This window comes from Rossellomorea sp. KS-H15a (assembly GCF_024195245.1).
In the GTDB taxonomy this organism is placed as follows: domain Bacteria; phylum Bacillota; class Bacilli; order Bacillales; family Bacillaceae_B; genus Rossellomorea; species Rossellomorea vietnamensis.
Map to the genome: position 1 here is coordinate 3,914,012 of NZ_CP096886.1, position 17,500 is coordinate 3,931,511.

19 protein-coding genes, 1 pseudogene and 1 other annotated feature are annotated in these 17,500 nt (G+C 44.8%); of the genes and pseudogenes, 7 read left to right on the plus strand and 13 right to left on the minus strand.

Annotated features, from left to right (window positions below; all coding sequences use genetic code 11):
• Positions 1-5: 5 nt before the first annotated feature.
• Positions 6-338 (minus strand): ArsR/SmtB family transcription factor, encoded by a 333-nt coding sequence (locus M1J35_RS20095; RefSeq protein ID WP_079533374.1) that lies wholly within the window; start codon positions 336-338, stop codon positions 6-8.
• A 531-nt stretch (positions 339-869) separates the two neighbouring features.
• On the opposite strand from M1J35_RS20095, the gene M1J35_RS20100 reads away from it, so the two are divergent.
• The 3 genes from M1J35_RS20100 to M1J35_RS20110 all read left to right on the plus strand — a co-directional run bounded on the left by M1J35_RS20100 (position 870) and on the right by M1J35_RS20110 (position 2,955).
• Positions 870-1,724 carry a COX15/CtaA family protein gene (locus M1J35_RS20100; RefSeq protein WP_079533285.1) on the plus strand — a complete coding sequence of 285 codons (855 nt, stop codon included), beginning with the start codon at positions 870-872 and terminating at the stop codon, positions 1,722-1,724.
• Between the two features lie 100 nt (positions 1,725-1,824).
• Positions 1,825-2,742, plus strand: coding sequence for a YIEGIA family protein (locus tag M1J35_RS20105; protein WP_254652120.1), 918 nt, complete (start codon positions 1,825-1,827; stop codon positions 2,740-2,742).
• 24 nt (positions 2,743-2,766) lie between these two features.
• Positions 2,767-2,955 (plus strand): capping complex subunit for YIEGIA, encoded by a 189-nt coding sequence (locus M1J35_RS20110; protein ID WP_034760392.1) that lies wholly within the window; start codon positions 2,767-2,769, stop codon positions 2,953-2,955.
• Between the two features lie 41 nt (positions 2,956-2,996).
• Here the strand turns inward: M1J35_RS20110 and M1J35_RS20115 are convergent, their stop codons facing one another.
• From M1J35_RS20115 to M1J35_RS20135, 5 genes are all read right to left on the minus strand, one after another.
• Positions 2,997-4,154 carry an ABC transporter permease gene (locus tag M1J35_RS20115; protein ID WP_254652121.1) on the minus strand — a complete coding sequence of 386 codons (1,158 nt, stop codon included), beginning with the start codon at positions 4,152-4,154 and terminating at the stop codon, positions 2,997-2,999.
• 13 nt (positions 4,155-4,167) lie between these two features.
• Complete coding sequence (locus M1J35_RS20120) at positions 4,168-5,382, minus strand: ABC transporter permease (protein WP_079533279.1); 1,215 nt, start codon at positions 5,380-5,382, stop codon at positions 4,168-4,170.
• 12 nt (positions 5,383-5,394) lie between these two features.
• Entirely contained in the window at positions 5,395-6,330 is a 936-nt protein-coding gene (locus M1J35_RS20125) for an ABC transporter ATP-binding protein (protein WP_254652122.1), read from the minus strand.
• Positions 6,331-6,476: 146 nt separating this feature from the next.
• Complete coding sequence (locus tag M1J35_RS20130) at positions 6,477-7,133, minus strand: response regulator (protein ID WP_254652123.1); 657 nt, start codon at positions 7,131-7,133, stop codon at positions 6,477-6,479.
• Positions 7,134-8,324: a sensor histidine kinase gene (locus M1J35_RS20135; RefSeq protein WP_254652124.1), complete on the minus strand. Its 1,191-nt coding sequence runs from the start codon at positions 8,322-8,324 to the stop codon at positions 7,134-7,136.
• Positions 8,325-8,521: 197 nt separating this feature from the next.
• On the opposite strand from M1J35_RS20135, the gene M1J35_RS20140 reads away from it, so the two are divergent.
• Positions 8,522-8,695 carry a hypothetical protein gene (locus M1J35_RS20140; protein WP_156029919.1) on the plus strand — a complete coding sequence of 58 codons (174 nt, stop codon included), beginning with the start codon at positions 8,522-8,524 and terminating at the stop codon, positions 8,693-8,695.
• Positions 8,696-8,986: 291 nt separating this feature from the next.
• Here M1J35_RS20140 and M1J35_RS20145 read toward each other — a convergent pair whose 3' ends face one another.
• Positions 8,987-9,814: a nucleotidyltransferase domain-containing protein gene (locus M1J35_RS20145; RefSeq protein ID WP_254652125.1), complete on the minus strand. Its 828-nt coding sequence runs from the start codon at positions 9,812-9,814 to the stop codon at positions 8,987-8,989.
• 187 nt (positions 9,815-10,001) lie between these two features.
• Here M1J35_RS20145 and M1J35_RS20150 point away from each other — a divergent pair, with 187 nt between their 5' ends.
• Positions 10,002-10,748, plus strand: coding sequence for a DUF2087 domain-containing protein (locus M1J35_RS20150; protein WP_254652126.1), 747 nt, complete (start codon positions 10,002-10,004; stop codon positions 10,746-10,748).
• Between the two features lie 16 nt (positions 10,749-10,764).
• Positions 10,765-11,124 carry a GIY-YIG nuclease family protein gene (locus M1J35_RS20155; RefSeq protein ID WP_254652127.1) on the plus strand — a complete coding sequence of 120 codons (360 nt, stop codon included), beginning with the start codon at positions 10,765-10,767 and terminating at the stop codon, positions 11,122-11,124.
• A 37-nt stretch (positions 11,125-11,161) separates the two neighbouring features.
• Here the strand turns inward: M1J35_RS20155 and M1J35_RS20160 are convergent, their stop codons facing one another.
• The 6 genes and pseudogenes from M1J35_RS20160 to M1J35_RS20185 form a co-directional block, all read right to left on the minus strand.
• Positions 11,162-11,611, minus strand: a complete 450-nt coding sequence (locus M1J35_RS20160; RefSeq protein WP_254652128.1) for a hypothetical protein — start codon at positions 11,609-11,611, stop codon at positions 11,162-11,164.
• Positions 11,612-11,631: 20 nt separating this feature from the next.
• Positions 11,632-12,303, minus strand: coding sequence for a CPBP family intramembrane glutamic endopeptidase (locus tag M1J35_RS20165; RefSeq protein ID WP_254652129.1), 672 nt, complete (start codon positions 12,301-12,303; stop codon positions 11,632-11,634).
• An 18-nt stretch (positions 12,304-12,321) separates the two neighbouring features.
• Positions 12,322-12,429: pseudogene (locus M1J35_RS20170) on the minus strand (GNAT family N-acetyltransferase); the annotation flags it as partial.
• Positions 12,430-13,113 (minus strand): HAD family hydrolase, encoded by a 684-nt coding sequence (locus M1J35_RS20175; protein ID WP_254652130.1) that lies wholly within the window; start codon positions 13,111-13,113, stop codon positions 12,430-12,432.
• A gap of 105 nt (positions 13,114-13,218) precedes the next feature.
• Positions 13,219-16,311, minus strand: a complete 3,093-nt coding sequence (gene ileS / locus M1J35_RS20180; RefSeq protein WP_254652131.1) for an isoleucine--tRNA ligase — start codon at positions 16,309-16,311, stop codon at positions 13,219-13,221.
• Between the two features lie 49 nt (positions 16,312-16,360).
• Positions 16,361-16,617, minus strand: a binding site (T-box leader).
• A 272-nt stretch (positions 16,618-16,889) separates the two neighbouring features.
• Positions 16,890-16,979 (minus strand): putative holin-like toxin, encoded by a 90-nt coding sequence (locus M1J35_RS20185; RefSeq protein ID WP_219927342.1) that lies wholly within the window; start codon positions 16,977-16,979, stop codon positions 16,890-16,892.
• 317 nt (positions 16,980-17,296) lie between these two features.
• On the opposite strand from M1J35_RS20185, the gene M1J35_RS20190 reads away from it, so the two are divergent.
• Positions 17,297-17,449, plus strand: coding sequence for a hypothetical protein (locus M1J35_RS20190; protein ID WP_254652132.1), 153 nt, complete (start codon positions 17,297-17,299; stop codon positions 17,447-17,449).
• Positions 17,450-17,500: the final 51 nt, after the last annotated feature.

Here is a 17,500-nt window from a genome sequence, read left to right on the forward strand (position 1 = left end):
GTTTCCTAGTGGTGTCTCGCATGGTGCATCGTTTGCTGAAGCATATTCATGACATGATCATCATCGGCAGAATAGTATAAAGTCGTGCCTTCGCGTCTGTACTTGACCAATCGTAAATTTTTCAAGAAGCGCAACTGATGAGATACGGTCGTTTGAAGCAGCGACAGCTTTTCAGCGATATCATTAACAGAGTGTTCCTTTTGCGCCAATAAATGAAGAATCTTTACACGAGTCGGCTCGGACAATGCTTTAAACGTCTGAGTGACGATAAATAACGTTTCTTCATCAATCTCCACGCACGGTTCATCTATTTTTTCATCCTGTTTACGCCCATTCATCTCCACTATATTTTCCTCATGATTATTATTCTTTCGCATGTCGACACTCCTATTCTATTTCAATATATGACAATGTGTTCATGTATTCTTATTTATATGATAAAAAAAAGAACATGCCACTGTCAAACAGTAATCATTGTTATTTTCAAACAGTTAAGAAATCTGGATTTTTAAGAAAGCTTTTTTTCATAGAAGGTGGTTTCTGATGGATATGGAAGGAAATTTGTCCTCCATACCCTCATAAAGTTGATTGGAGCGGAAGGTGCTCGACTCCGACGGGAATAGCGGGAAAGTTGAGACCCCACAGGGCGAAGCTCGAGGAGGCTCAACTCACGCCCCGCGGAAAGCGAGCACCTGCAGCGGAAATCAACCACCACTCGCTACCATTAATATTCTTTCCAATCTTTTCTAACGATAGATGAACGTTATGTGACATCGACGTTTAACGATTGTGTTCCATCTCACAATCCTGTTAGTATATGAACAGATATCAATATATGATTGATTCTAACACGAAAGGACTTCAATGATATGAAAAATAGATTCTCATTCTTTACGATCATCGTTACCATTGCAGCATTGGTGCTCGGCAACCTGGTCGTAGCGACACATTCAGGTGATGCTTGCGGGAGTGATTGGCCGATCTGTAACGGAAAAATCATTCCGGATATCACCAATTATCGCGTCGTGATTGAATACTCTCACCGGTTATTCACGACACTGCTCGGCCTGGTCATCCTGATCAACGCCATCCTTGCCTGGAGAAAGACAACCGATAAAGCCGTGAAAGTCATCTCATTACTTTCATTGGTTCTGTTATTTACTCAGGCGATGATTGGCGGAATGAATGTCCTGCTTGGCACACCGACCGGTTTCACGACACTCGATGTCATGTTCAGCCTCTTTCTATTAATCTCTCTTATTTTCCTTCATGAAGGATTACAGAGAGGAACTGGGAACATGAAATTGAATGAAGTGAAAAAACCTTTAGTGATTGGGTTTTCAGCCCTTATGCTCGAGGTGTTAATCGGGGCACTCTTTAAACATTTTCAACTCAGCCAATTACTATTTGAAGTAAGGAATACGGATGTAGAACTTGCCAATTTCACGTATGTGATCCACGGATTGCTCGGTATGATTGCTTTATTCTTCATCGGATATGCCGTTTTCCTAGCGTTAAGGTTTAACGTCATGAGGAAATCCGCCTTACTCTTGATCCTCCTAGCCATTTTGACAACCTTTGGTGGATTTGTCGTAAAAACTGAAGAACTGAGCCCAGTGACATCGTCCGTACACATGATCCTGTCCATTTTGACAGTCGCTTTATTGAGCCGGATGACGGCAGTGAGTTATTTTAATCAGAAGAAGAAAGCCAGGCAGATTTAAGTGCCTGGCTTTCTTGTGTCTTCGCACCACCACGTCGCATAATTCACATTCACGTTTCCCATACTAATCCAGATAGACCCATTGAATCGAGGTGAGATCTATGGAATCTGCTGGATTGACTGCAAACGAACTCTATACCATAACAAGCGCGATCATCATTGGAACCATGACAAGGATCCTGACGATCAAAGAAGACTTCAGACAGTATCCGAGCTACCCGAATGGCTATTTCATTCAAATCATTACGGGTTTTGTAGCAGCGGCACTGGGAGCCGTGGCCATTCCCGCATTATTAAGTAAAAACTTCGTAGCTGTGACGTTCCTCACCCTGGCCCTCCAGCAATTCAGGGATGTCCGGAAGATGGAGAAAGAAAGCCTGAGCGACTTGGAAGAAACGGAATTCACTTACAGGGGGAAAGCCTACATAGACGGGATCGCCAAAACATTCGAAGCCAGAAATTATCTTGCCTTTATCGTAGCACTCGTCACGTCTCTTACGATATCCATTCTCCAAAACGCTTTCAATCTGGAGAATCTATGGATCTGTATTGCCGGAGGTGCCTTGATAGGTTTTGCTCTTCTTTACTATTTGCAGAGATTCACCAAGGGTAAAACGATTGGCGACATTGCAGAAGTCAAAGAAGGCAAAGTGGTCGTAAAACATTCCTCCTTGTATGTGGATGATATGTATGTCAGCAACCTGCTTGGTACGGACAATGCTGAGAAGCTGTTTTCTGAAGAAGGAATGGCCGTTGTCATCTATCCGAAAGAAAATCATTTCAGGATCAACCTTGATAACTTCGGTCAGCGTCAGGCCGCCTTATTCGAAGCATGCCGGGCATTGGGGGTCAAACGGTATCAGTTTACAAGAAAAGATTATGAAGACGGCAAGGTCATGATCACCCTTGTGCCGATCAAACGCGACATCGATGCGTTCATTGAGGCCGTCAAAAAATGTCCATTACTCGAAAGCACGAAAAAATCTCATGCTGTCATGAAAACCAACTTGAAAGGGTGATGCTTCTTGGGCAGGGAAAATTCAATGAAACCACCTTATCAAATACTAGCTTACTTAACGTCAAACCGTGACAGAGTCATCAACGGGGGACCGCTTCTACTATACAGTGAGGATCTTGAGGAATTAAAAGAGATGACCGTTGATATCGCAAAAGGATTAAAGGCTGACGTTGTTCAGATGACCAACGGGGATTACTTGGTTATCAGGATATAGAATAAGCCATGGGGCCATGGCTTATTCTTGATTCGTTCCTTCTATTCAAACCTCACTTTTCTCAACCCAACCATCAAAAACACAACTGCAAACCCGAGCAGGATCCCTACAGGTGTAACGATATCCGTGATATCTCCGCCCCTTACCGTCAACTCAGCAAACCCTTCCATCCCCCAATACTGTGGAAGGAAAGTTGAGATATGCTGAATAAAGTCCGGCATGATTTCAACCGGCCAGTAGACGCCGGCGATCATACAGGTGGAGATGATGATCAGGTTCCCGAAGACCGATTGCTGTTCTGACGTTTTGACGAATCCGGCAAGGAAAAGTCCAAGTCCGATGCTGCAGAGAAGCAGACTTGAAACGAGAATCATATTGGCGAACATATTCCCCCATTCGATGTGAAAAATCTTCTCTGACAGAGTCATCAAGATTCCGAATTGGATCCAGCCGATGACGAAGAATGCCAGCATGTATCCACATAATACTTCCACTTTGGTGGCAGGAGTGGACATCATCCGGTACCATACCCCGTTTTGTCTCGCCTCGAGTAGGATACCGGTGCTTGATAGCATGGCGATCATGACGAACATGATCGTGAAGCCTGCTGAACGCGCCGTCAAATTGTTCATCGATTGCCTATTTTCATTTTTCGTAACAGAGACGGTTTCAACAGCTACAGGTACCAAGGTCCGTTCATCCGAGATTTTCTCCTGGATGAGGGCCGGACTTTCTCCCGTTGTCTCTTGATAAAATTTTGCAGCAGCTGTACTTACCTTCTGTTTCACGAGGCTGTCATTGATGAGCTGTTCCACAAGTGCCGCCCCTTCGAAGGAAGGTCCTGAAACAAAGACGACTTCCGGTGTTCCCTCATTTTGAAGCGTTGATTCGAATCCTTTTTCCACCGAAAGATATCCCGTTATTTCCTGGTTGTCGAACTGTTCGGCAACTCTCTTGCTATTTCCTTTTGTAAATGTAAAAGAATCGCTTGCTTTCATTTCATTGATCAGGGTCTGTGACGCCTCCGTCTGGTCTTCGTCCACTACGGCAATCTCCGGCTTATATTCCCCGTCTCCGGTTATGACTCCCCCGAAGATGAAGGTGAATAACAGGGGCATTCCGAACAGCAGCAGAAAGGCACGGCGATTTTGAAAAAGTCGTTTCACTTCAAATCGGGCTATGCTGATGATTTTTCTCATCCTATTTCTCTCCTTATCTAAGCTTTAATTTCAATGAACCGATCCACAATGCCAGAAGACCGCTCAGTACGAGTACGGTGACAGGCAGGACAAGACTATTCCACGACGTTCCGTTCATGATATCGAGAAAGCCGCCGAGGGCCCACTTATTGGGGGCGATGGAGGCGAACTTCTGTAAGGCGTCAGGGAACGATGCCAGTGGGATCATTGAACCACCAAGCAGGGCGAGGACCTGCACGCCGATTCCCCCGATGGAATCTGCTGTTTTTTCATCCGTAAGGAATCCCGCAAGCAACATGGCAAGACCCGAAACCGTAACGGAGTACGCGAGGCCCAACAGGAGAAGCTGCCATCCATTGCTGCCCCAGTCCACTCCAAATAACAACCGGGTGGCGATGATGAACACCGTGAACTGGAGGATCGTGAACGAGAGGGTACCCAGAAACTTCCCTCCCATAATGGATGAGTGACGAATCGGACTGACCATCAGCCTTGCCAATGTATCGGTATTCCGCTCCTGAAGGATGGTTTTGGCCCCAATCGTGGTGTTGAATAGAATGAACATGACACCCATGGCAGCAGCATAGTATTGCATGCCTGAAAGAGGCTCCTTGCCGTCTTTTTGAGTGATGACCCCGTTTTCCTTTGAATCTGCAATCGTAGAAAGTTTTTCTGATAGATCCTTCATGGCAGCGGAAAGATCGATATTCTGATTGGACACCGGCACAGCCGATCCCAACTCCTGACCCATGGTCCGTGTAGCCGCCGATACCGTAGCCACGCGGTTCGTGAAGGATTCGGTGATAGTGGAAAGGATGGTGTACTGAATCTCCTTACCAGGATCTTTGTAAAGTTTGACCGGTACGGTTTCCCCGTTCACTATCCCGTCTCCCCAACCGTCCGGGATGACGAGGCCGCCATCCACCTTCCCCTCCTCGATGGCGTCCCGCAAATCGGATTCTGTTTTATAATTTTTTAAAGTGATACTGTCCTTCAATTCTTTTCCCTGCAGGGTGTCGTGCAGGAATTGATCTGTCAGCTCATCTTGTGAGGTAACGACGACTCCTGCAGTCAGTTCTGGCAGCGATCCATTTTCACTGAAAGCGCTGCTTAAAGCAGATCCAAGGATGGCTGTCAGGACGATCGGCATCAATAATAGTGTGATAAAGGACTTGCGATCCTTGAGGCGGATCCTGATATCTTTCCATGCAATGGTGAACATGCTCATGTCTATCTCCTCCTAATCCCGTAACGTTCGTCCTGTCAGCTGCAGGAATAGCGTCTCAAGATTTGATTCTTTAATTTCAACAGATTCAATCTTCAATCCCGCATGGACGGCTGACGTGATGACCGAGGCCACGGCTTCCTGCGGGTTCGGTGCAAATACTTCGATGATGCCGGCTTCCTGTTGAAAAGCGATTCGTGGTATATCTTCCGCCTTTTCCAACTCCCGCATCACATCATCCGATAGATTTTCCACCTTTATCTGAATGAAGCTGCTTCCCGTTAGTCGGCTGCACAATTCCGACTTCGTCCCGAGGGCAATCACTTCCCCATGATCCATGATGCCGACGCGATTACAAAGGAACTCCACTTCCTCCATGTAATGACTCGTGTATATGATGGTCATGCCTTTTTCATTGAGTGCTTTGACGGTTTCAAGGATGTGATTGCGCGACTGTGGATCGATCCCCACCGTCGGCTCATCCATGATCAATAATTCCGGTTCGTGCATCAAGGCGGCTCCGATGTTGATTCTCCGCTTCATCCCTCCGGAGAAGGTTTCAATCCTATCTTTCCCCCGCTCCTTCAGACCGACGATTTCGAGGACTTCCTCCACCCGACTCTTTGCCTGTGCTCCGGTCAGACCGTACATCTTCCCCCAGAACAACAGATTATCCCTTGCTGACATCGTTGGATACAGGGCAATTTCCTGAGGGACCACCCCGATTTTCTTTTTAACCAGCAACGGAAATTGTTTCACCGATTGACTGGCCACGAGCACTTCCCCATGATCATACGGGACAAGTCCGCAAATCATGGAAATCGTCGTTGATTTCCCCGCTCCGTTTGGTCCCAGCAATCCGAACGACTCCCCCTTTTCGATCATAAAGGATACATTCTTCACGACCTCGTTTTTTCCATAGCTTTTCTTCAGCTCTTTCACTTCCAACATATCGCCACACCCTTTTTTCATTGACTATAGCTTAAGTATAGCGGGGATCTTCCTTTTCCAAATCCCTCCTGCGATAGAATTTGAACATAAAAAAATACAGCTTTGATAGCTGTATTTCATAGGAGTACTATGCTGAAAGTCATGGTTCAATAATGTGTGATGTGATAGCGGACGGCAAAGATCGCCGCCTGGGTGCGGTCCCTTAACTCGAGTTTGCTGATAAGATTGGACACATGATTCTTTACGGTGCCTTCGGATATATACAGTTTCTCCGCAATTTCCTTGTTGTTCAGTCCGAGACCGAGCTGTTGAAGAACCTCCAGTTCCCGTTCCGTCAGTTCCTTCACGATTTCCGGGACTGTGTGGATTTGTTCTGCCGGCTGATTTCGTCTCATTTCCCTTACGATATCCGCCGTCAGCTCTTTCGGTAGCACCATGCCCCCCGATTGAACCGTCATGATCGCCTGGACGATGGCATCCGTCGGCATATCTTTCAGTAAGTATCCACTCGCCCCTTCTTCCAGTGCTTCAAAAATGAGCTCGCTGTCGTTGAAAGTAGTGAGCATGAGGACCTTAATGTCGGGATAGTTGGTGGTAATCAGTTTTGTTCCTTCTACTCCGCTAGCAATTGGCATGCGGATATCCATTAGTACGATGTCCGGACGGAGCTCCCCGGCTTTCTCGAACGCTTCCTTTCCGTTTGACGCAACCCCTGCCACTTCGATTTCCTGTCTTAAATCCAATATTGTGGCAAGTCCGTCCCTCATTAATTCCTGATCATCGACGATTAGAATTCTGACCATTCATGATCCCCCCATTTGCCATTTCATCTCTATTAACGGCACCGTTGCTTTCACACGGAACCCTTCTTTCGTACTTTCAAAGACGGTGGTCCCTCCATGTTCGTGGATTCTGTCCCTCATATGCTTCAAGCCGAATCCGGGATTGATATCCGCCGACCCTTTTCCGTCATCCTGAATTCGGATTTCCACCTTAGATTCAGAAACTTCCAGCATGACACTACATTCCTTCGCCTCCCCGTGCCGGACGGCATTGGTGATCGATTCCTGTATGACCCGGGTCAGGTCAAGCTGGATGGAGATTGGGATGGTGGTCACATCCCCTTTAACGGTAAAACTGGAGAGGAGACCCGTCATCACCTGATAATCCTCCAGCAGTTTGCGGACTGTTGGGATGAAGGATTGCGGCTGATCGTGATCCTTCAAGGTCCTGACCGACAGGCGGATTTCCTGGAGGGTCTCCCTCGCCAGGTCTTCACAGAGCTCCAGCTTCTGTCTGCTCATGTCAGGACGTGAATCCATCAGCTCCTTCGCTACCTGAAGCTGAACAAGAAGCGCCGTCATCTTATGACCGACCGTATCATGGATTTCCCCGGAAATCCGGTTCCGTTCACGGATCAGCGTCAACTCCTCCACTTGCTTTGAGTAGTGATGTAATTGTTCATGGGCGGACGTTAACGCTGTATGAGTTTCCTGCAACTCCCCGTACTGGGTTTCAATTTTTGCCCGTGCATGGAACAGTTTATGTATGAGCCGTCCGACGACTGCTTCGAACACAATCAAGCTGAAATTGATGAGATTTTCCAAGAGTGAAAATGTGCCTGTAACTTCATAAGTATAGTACATAGAGCTGAACCAAATGATGAAAAAGGTTAAGCTGAAGCCCCATAGGACCCGGTTATCTTTAGCAGACAAGAACAGTGTCACTGCATTTACGCCAAACAGGATCAAATACAGAGACGATCCAGGATAAAAATAGACAAACCCTGTAATGAGGATGAAATCGAGGGCAAGGGGATAATAGGTCTGATTTCGAGTAGACGCCAGTAAAAAATGATTCAGTATAAATCCGATTCCCGCTATGATCACATACATGGTTTGTGCCGTTGATGGTGTACCAACAGAAGAATAATAGATGTAACTGATCATGGTGAACATGACCAGACGGAGAATGCTTAAGAAAGTCAGTTTCATGGAATCACCTCTATCGTGAGATCTCTCTTCATGCCTGTACATAGAGGTAGAAGATATTACCATTATAATCTTATTTGGGTGGTTTGGTAAGGTGGGGTTTGTAGATAAGATACTATGACACTAAAAGATTACAATCCCTGTAGTTGGGTAAAAAAACCATAAGTGAAAATTACAAAAATTAACAAGGAGGCGTTCCGATGAATCGCTGGTACTTTCCATTTGTTGTCGGGATCATTATATTTATGTTCTTATTCCTACTTGGAGATTATGAGATGGGTTTGATTCTGACATTGAGTGGTGGATTTACTCTCGGTTTTTTTCTTATGTATTGGTTTAATCGGGGGAGTGATAAGGGGGAAGGTAGGCGTTAGTTAGAGGTGAGGCTTAATGGGATCATTTGGTAAAATACGCAATTAATTTGAAAATGACGCAATTATTCTTAAAAAGACGCAATCATCGTCGATTATGACGCAATTAATCCCTCTACCCCTCCCTCTTCAAGACCATTACGACCAAAAAGGAGCACCAACCCCATGAGCAGGGTTGGAACTCCTGGGTCTTACGTATTCTTGAACCCTTTCACCCTATTATCCTATGATTTTTTAACATTTTTAACAAAAACCAGTCCCTGATCAGTGGTTGTATAATCTTCCCCTACTCCTTCACCATCCCCGTTGTCCCAACTCCTTCCACTCTTCATCCCAAACTTCCCTCAACGCCCCCCTGAACAGCATATCCAATTCACCCGTTGGATCCGGAATGTCTTTTTTAATCGACTTCGCATACGCTTCTATATGTTCAATTTCTTTTTGAAGATGTTCATTGAGGGCATCCAGCCTCGGTTCGAGATAGATCTCTTCTCCCTCTCTCTTCTGTTTTAACAAATTCCCAATCGAATCCTTCCATTCACCCTCTAGCCACAGTTCTTCAAACAGCTCTTGAAATTCAATCGGAGGGATCGAATCATATTTCTCGATCCATTTGGCAGCCAGCAGGGGACGGAGCACATTCAAATACTTTTTGACCATTACATCTTCTCCCTGAACTAAATCCCGAAAATTCCCCTTTGCCATGCTCACATAATGATGCATACAGGAAACGGGGGAAAAGGTCTTCTGCTCCAGTTCCTCCATTTGATCAATGGTGGTGTAAGACTGGTAGTAGACAATCGTTGATTGTAGCCACTCGAGAAGAGGAGGATTCGATTTCCGGAATAACCTCAGTGCCTTCGTCAGCTCCCATCCGCTTATATCCAACAACGGCTCAATCGGAATCGAGACGGAATCCCTCGCAGGAATTTCGATCACATCTCTCTTTTGATCAATGGATAAATACCAGTCTGGCTTATGGATATAAATGAAGCGGACATCATAGTCGCTGTCTTTAGAGTGAAATCCCCACGCCCTGCTTCCGGATTCACAGGCAAATAAAATTTTTACATCGTGATCGATTTCGATTTGATGGATGACGTCGACGATATGTTCTTTCATGTTTTTGACCTCCAGTCGATGGATCTTGTAAGTTTAGATTCTACTTCAAATGATCAATCTCCTTTAATTTCACAAAAAGCTCCCAGTTGACAAAAACCAAACAAAAATATAATATGTTTATAAATTAACCAACGAATTTAATTATAGTTTATATAATAACCAACAAAAGATTAGGACGTGTGAAGAAATGGAACTTTCCAACCTGTTTTGGAGTGCCTCTTTGGAAGAAATGAAAAGAGGCTATATGGAAGAAGAGGATGCATTTGTTTGTCTTTTGTGCGGAGAGAGTATTGAAAAAGGCATGGTCTATCCACACGAAGATCGATTTTACCTGGCAGAAAAATATATGGGGGTTCATATTGACCGTACGCATATTTCTGTGTTCGATTATTTAATCGGGATGGATAAAAAGCTCACGGGTCTGACCGATCACCAAAAGCGTTTATTGACCCTCTTTTATCAAGGGAAAAATGATAAGGAAGTTCAAGAAGAATTGGAGATCGGCAGTGCGTCTACGATCCGCCATCACCGGTTTGCGTTAAAAGAAAAGGAGCGTCAGGCCAAGACCTTTCTGACCATGATGGAGTTACTGAAAGAAAAAGATGAGAACGCCCCGACGTTTGTACCCGTTCATCAAACCGCCACCATGGTAGATGAACGGTACAATATCACACAGGACGAACAGGATCACATACTGAAGAAATACTTCTCCGACGGGACATTGACGAAATTTCCGCCAAAGGAAAAACAAAGGCTCGTCGTCCTTCGTGAGATTTCGAAACAGTTGAAAAAAGACCATGTGTACGATGAAAAAGAGTTAAACGAGGTACTAAGAGGTATTTATGAAGATTACGTTCTCATCAGAAGATACATGATTGAATACGGCTTACTCGACCGGAAATCCGACGGAAGCCAATATTGGGCAAAAAAATAAACGGGAGGTCTGTACCATGGATCGAAAACGGGAGTTAAAACAACAATACAAAGAAACACCGGTTGAAGCGGGTGTCTTTCAAATTACAAACAAGCAAAACAATAAAATGTATATCGGAAGCACGAAGAACTTGAAGACCTTGAACGGGATTAAGTTCATGCTTGATAACAATGGATTCACGACCAGTAAAGCGTTACAAACTGCATGGAAAGAGTTTGGCAAAGACGCTTTTACCTTTGAGGTGCTGGAAAAATTGAAAAAGAATGATGATCCATTTGTTACGGAGAAAGAAGCTCTGGCTGAGCTGGAGGAAAAGTGGTTGGAGAAAATGCAGCCTTATGGGGAGCAGGGATATAATCAGAAGCAGGCAAGATGATCACAAGGACGCTCAGAGTCATTTTTTCTGAGCGTTTTTAATGGGCTTTTTTCATTAACTCCTGCAAAGATCCATTAAACTCTTCCCAGTGACCGTCCTCACATATTTCTAACACTTCCCCATGCCCTGAAATAAACTCTATGTTCTTATCCCCATCTGTAAACGTGGTTATTGGCAACTTCACTTTCAAAGAAGTAATCTGCTCGTTGTGCGCTAATAATATTTCGTAATCAGAAGCCTCATCAGCCCCTTTTCGTACTTCATCCCCTATCCTTGAATATACAATCGTGTCTTCCAATTCTGCTGCCACTTCTCTTTGTTGGTACAACCTCTCGAACATGTCCCGATACGTTATGGTTTTGGTTTCGGTTGAAACGTTCTTGTTATGCTCAAATGAATACCATTTGGCTGAAGCGATGATCGTATGGAGATTGGCCAGTATGGCGACCAGCAGGATCACGCCCAGTACAATACTTATTATTTTCAAGTATCGCTCCCCTCCTGTCATCAAAAAAATAGAAACAACTGCACCATATATAGATTCCACATTGAATGAGCCACCATTGCCGGCAGGATCGATTTGGTTTTATAAGCGGTCATCGTTAAAAGGAAGCCAGCCAGTACAGTGAAAAGCCAAATTTCCGATGGGTGGATGAGTCCAAATAAGATCGATGTAATGCCTACTGCCCAAAATGGCTTTACGAATTTTAAAAGGACCGTCAACAAAATGCCCCTAAATATAATTTCTTCAGAGATTGGTGTCAGGACCGCCACATCGACCGTCTCTCGCCAGCTGCTTGCATGGAGCATATGATTGTTGAAGTAAAAAATATAGTATTTGTCGATCAGTACTTCGAAATGGAGACTTACGTGCAATAATACGTAAGGAAGCATAAAGGTGAGAAAAATCCATAGGTAGGTTTCTGGTTTCTTGAAGACTTCCACTTTCAATAGTGGAACGATGAATGTCCTGATATTCTTATAACCCAGCGTGACGGCCATAAAATATAAAAACCAAATGAGCCCTTTCAGTCCGTCATAGTTTTGAAGGGGCAGTTGATTGATGACATAACCCGGAAGAGCCAACATGGTCAAATAGATTAATAGCGTTTTAAATCTAATGTTCGATGCATCTGTTGTAACAGGTATTGGTTCATGTGCAGGTGAACTGTTTAGCATGGAATCCCCTCCGCTCTGCTATAACTTCTTTTCCAGAATGATCTTATGCAAGCCTTTCACATCTGTATACGTATCGATGACATCAAAACCATTCTTGTTATTGAGTATCAGCATACTGCGCCATTTTCAAGTAAATTGTTTAGGAGAAAGATAATGTAACAGTTCATCCAACGATTGAATCTCTTCATCTGGCTTTGTATCAGAATCGTTTTCCATCCCACTTGGATTGAACCATATACCCTTGAGGCCAGCACCTTGAGGCCCTTGAACATCCTTCTCGAGATTATCCCCGACGAATAATGCGTCTTCCGGATGGACTTGAAGTTTATTCAGAGCCAATTGGAATATTCGTGGATCCGGTTTCTCCAATCCGACTTCCTCGGAAATCAAGATAACATCAAAACATTTATGTAAACCGGAATTCATGATCTTTGCGTTTTGTCTATATACGGTGCCGTTTGTGATGATGGCCACTTTCATATGCTCCTGGACCCTCTTCACCAGATTAACGGTATGCTCACTGATCGAAAAACATTGAGGAAATTGTTGATTCCAGAATTCTTGAGGCTCCGGCAACCGGTATACCGGTGGGCATTCATCAAAAAAAGATTGGAATACAGCTGTTTTATCACTGACGCCATAACCATCATGATCATACTCCTTGAACTTACGCAGCATCTCCGTTTTCAACCTATCCTCTACATTCCCATAACACTCTTTCAACATGATATGAAATATGCTATCCACTGCCTGATTTCGATCGAGTAAAGTATCATCTAAATCAAACAGAATAGCTTTGTATTTCCTCATATCCATCACTCCTTACTACCAATTATTTCAAATTCCCCCCGCATACTCAAGATAAATTTAACTAGAGAAGGGCTCACCCTGATTTTGGGTAAGCCCTTCGTTACATTACACTCTTACAAAGATCCCTAATCGAGCTCCATCCAAATCAACTGTCTTCATGCTTTCTCGTTTCTCAAACGTCATGCTCTTGATCAAGAGACTGCCCTGCAGTAAATCTTCAAATTGCTCCACTACCTCTTTCATCGAATCATCCACATCCAACACCAGATGCACACGCTGTTCCACCGGCAGATTCAGCTCTTTACGGTACTGCTGGACGGCACGAACCAGTTCCCTGGCCTTCCCTTCTTTCCGCAGATCTTCTGTGATGGTTGTATCCAGGAATACGCTGAACTGAGAGTTTGAAGCCATTTCCAGTCCTTGATGGGTTTTTTGATGAACAATGAGATCATCTTTCTCGACTGAAACCTTTTCTCCTGCTGGAGATTCAAAGTCAACATACCCTTGTTCCACAACCTTCTTCGCTTCTTCAGAAGATAACGTTTGTAAATGCTTCTGAGCGACACCTACGAGTTTTCCGAGTTTCGGACCGGCAGTCGGGAAATTCAGCTTCACTTCATACTGTACGGAATCTCCTGCGGTGTCCTGTAGTTGAACGCTCTTCACGTTGATTTCATCTTTGATGATGTATTCATATTTCCATAGAGGTTTTGTATCTTGTTTAGACCCAACAACCGTAAGCTCGGATAGGGGCTGTTTCGTTTTAATGCTTGTCATATTCCGGGCGGACCGGGCAAGCTCGACGACTTGCAGCACATGGTCCATTTCCAGTTCAAGGGCCGGGTTGATCTCCTCTTGTTCAGCTTTAGGGAAATCGGCCAGATGCACGCTTTCACCCGTCAGGTTCATATGGATATCTTCTGCGATGAACGGCGTGAACGGTGCCAGTAACCGGCTCACACTGACCAATACCCGATGTAACGTGTGATACGCCGCCAGTTTATCTTCATTCAGCCCTTCACTCCAGAACCGTTCACGGGACCTCCGGATATACCAGTTACTCACCTGATCCACCAGGATGGATAACTCTCTTGCTCCTGCCGTAAAGTCATACCCATCTAAATGTTCCGTGACAAGTCTGGTTACCGAATTCAATCGTGATAACATCCACTGATCAAGCAGGGAAGGTGTTCCGGCTGCATGCTTTTCAGGATCGAAACCGTCGATCATGGCATACATGGTGTAAAAGGAATGCACGTTATTAAGCGTGTCGACGAGCTTTGATTTTGCCTGACTGACGACGTTCTCTGAGAAGCGCTTATTATTCCATGGGGCGCTGTCTGCAAGCAATGCCCATCTGAGAGCATCGGCACCAAACTTATCGACCAGTTCCATTGGATTCATGACATTCCCTTTACTCTTAGACATCTTACGTCCATCTTCATCGAGGATATGACCGAGTGATAAGACGCGCTTATAAGGCGCTTTCCCTGTGAAGAGCGACGAAACCGTCAATAGGCTGTAGAACCATCCCCTTGTCTGATCCACTCCCTCCGCGATTACATCCGCCGGGAATTGTTGGTGGAATAACTCTTCATTCTCGAATGGGTAATGATACTGGGCAAATGGCATCGAACCGCTGTCGAACCAGACATCGATGACTTCTTTTGTCCTTTTCATCTCTTGGGAACAGGAGGGACATTCCACCGTCACTTCGTCGACATACGGTTTATGAAGCTCAAGACCCTCTCTCCAACCGCTTTTCGCATGTGCTTTCAGCTCGGCAACACTTCCCGGGACGAACTGTTGGTCACAATCCCCGCAAACCCATACGTTAAGAGGTGTTCCCCAGTAACGGTTCCTGCCAAGGTTCCAATCGACCATATTTTCAAGGAATTTCCCGAAGCGGCCATCTTTCATATGATCTGGATACCACTCAACGGATTGGTTGTTCTTGATGATCGTATCTTTCACGGCCGTGGTCTTGATGAACCAGCCTTCCATCGCGTAGTAGATGAGCGGTGAGTCACAGCGCCAGCAGTGCGGATAGCTGTGTTCATATTTTTCTTTGGAGAAAAGAAGGTTGCTGTCTGCCAGCATCTTGATGATTTTAACATCGCTATCCTTGGTGAATTCCCCTTGGAGAGGCTTGAAATCACTGGTGTAACAACCCTTCTCATCCACGAAATTCACGAAATCCAATCCGCTTTCTTTGATGGCATTGTAGTCATCTTCCCCGTGAGCAGGAGCCAGATGAACGATCCCGGTTCCGCTGTCGTCGGTTACAAATTCTGCGGAAATCACTTCATGCCCGCGCTCAAGTGTAAGATTGTCGAATGGCGGTTGATAGGAAACGCCAACAAATTCACGTCCTTTATGCTCACTGACCAATTCGTAGTCGTCTCCGATCACCTCGTTCACAAGGTTTTTCGCCAGGATATAGGTCTCTTCCCCGCGCCTCGCTTTCAAGTAATCCACGTCTTCATGAACGGCGAGTGCCACATTTGAAGGAAGTGTCCACGGGGTCGTCGTCCATCCAAGAAAATACTCATTCTCGCTTCCTTCCACCTTGAATTTAGCCGTCGCGGAAAGATCTTTTACATCCTTATATCCCTGAGCTACCTCATGGGAGCTGAGAGACGTTTGGCAGCTCGGGCAGTATGGGACGACCCGATGCCCCTGATAGAGCAAACCTTTTTCATGGATTTTCGAAAGGATGTGCCAGACACTTTCGATATAATCATTTTGAAGGGTCACATAAGGATCATCCATATCCACCCAGTATCCGATGGCTTCTGTGAACGTACGCCACTGTCTCTCATAATCAAATACACTTTTTTTACATTCTTCAATGAATTTCTCTACCCCATATTCCTCGATTTCCTGTTTACCCGAGACGCCGATTTTCTTTTCAACGCCGAGTTCCACCGGGAGTCCGTGGGTATCCCATCCTGCCTTCCGTTTCACTTGATACCCCCGCATCGTCTGATACCTTGCGACGAAATCTTTGATCACACGACCGAGGACATGCCCGGCATGCGGAAGACCGTTGGCCGTCGGGGGACCTTCGTAGAACACGAATGTCTTTTCACCTTCACGGTTTGCCACTGACTTTTCAAAAATATGATTCGAATTCCAGAAACCCTGGATTCGCTGCTCTCTTTCGACCGACTTTTCGTTTACATTTACCTTCTCCATGTCATCACACCTTCTTTTATATAAATAAAAAAACCCGCCCCTAACCTAAGTTAGGGACGAGTTTGTAACCCGCGATACCACCCTGATTCTGTCCATAAACCCGACTTCAAGTTTACGTGACAGCGCTCATTCAACGTACAATCATACGCGTTCCTTGTAACGGCGGAAATCCGTCAAAGCTTAAGAACCCTTCAGCTTTGCTTCTCGGAGAGGATATTCAATATGATCTGAACGTTGACTTCCACCAAATCGTCAACTCTCTGTAGAACAGACTCCATACCTACTCGTTCTCGTCATAGAATGTAAGTGTTATGTTACAATTAATCTATACGAAACAGGTTAATTTTGTCAATACTTTATTTTATTCTTGGCGGAAAATGATTCATTTATTCACTATTCTTTACTAACGAATCACATTATGTATATAATAAAAGTAGTTAAGTACACTAAAAAAGGAGCCCTGACGGCAATCAGGACTCCTCCACAACATAAACTGCATGGAAAGTGCAGCGGCTCACTCAGAGTCAATCGAAACAGAAGTAATCATCAATGATCCTCATGAGCGGTGGGGACGATGGTTACTTCTTTTTTTGTGTAACCGCGACAATTGCTACAATCAATGTTCCAAAGGCAATCATAATTTGCAATACATCTCCTACAGCAATCATTAGCGTATCACCTCCCTTCACTTGGGAGTGTGAGCCGCTACCCCATCTTCCGTATTATGTTGTGTCCTTCCATTATATCACAGACGAACGTCCGTTTGCTCCCTTTCGAATGGACCAATCTGAAAATTTGGTTAGGTAAGCGTACACATTCTTAAAAGAATATTTCAATGTGAATAACGACGTTCACAGGTGATTCCATGGAGTAGTCTCACCTAAAATGCCTAATACCAAGACCCAAGGAACAAAATTAGTTCTAAAGTAATGGTACAATATACACCTGTCACTGAGAATGGATCGATCTTCCTCAAGGAGAGACAATGAAATATAATTTAGGCGATACTGTAGAATACGAAGATGAGTTGTACACCATATTCTGGATTTATGATTCTGAATATGTGGAATTGGGTTCTGAAGATAAGAAATGTGTGTTGGCGAAGGCGGAAGATATTAGGTTGATTAAAGCAAAGTAAAGAGGGACAATTGATTTTTAGTATTGAAGTAATGCGGTAAGATCGCCCATC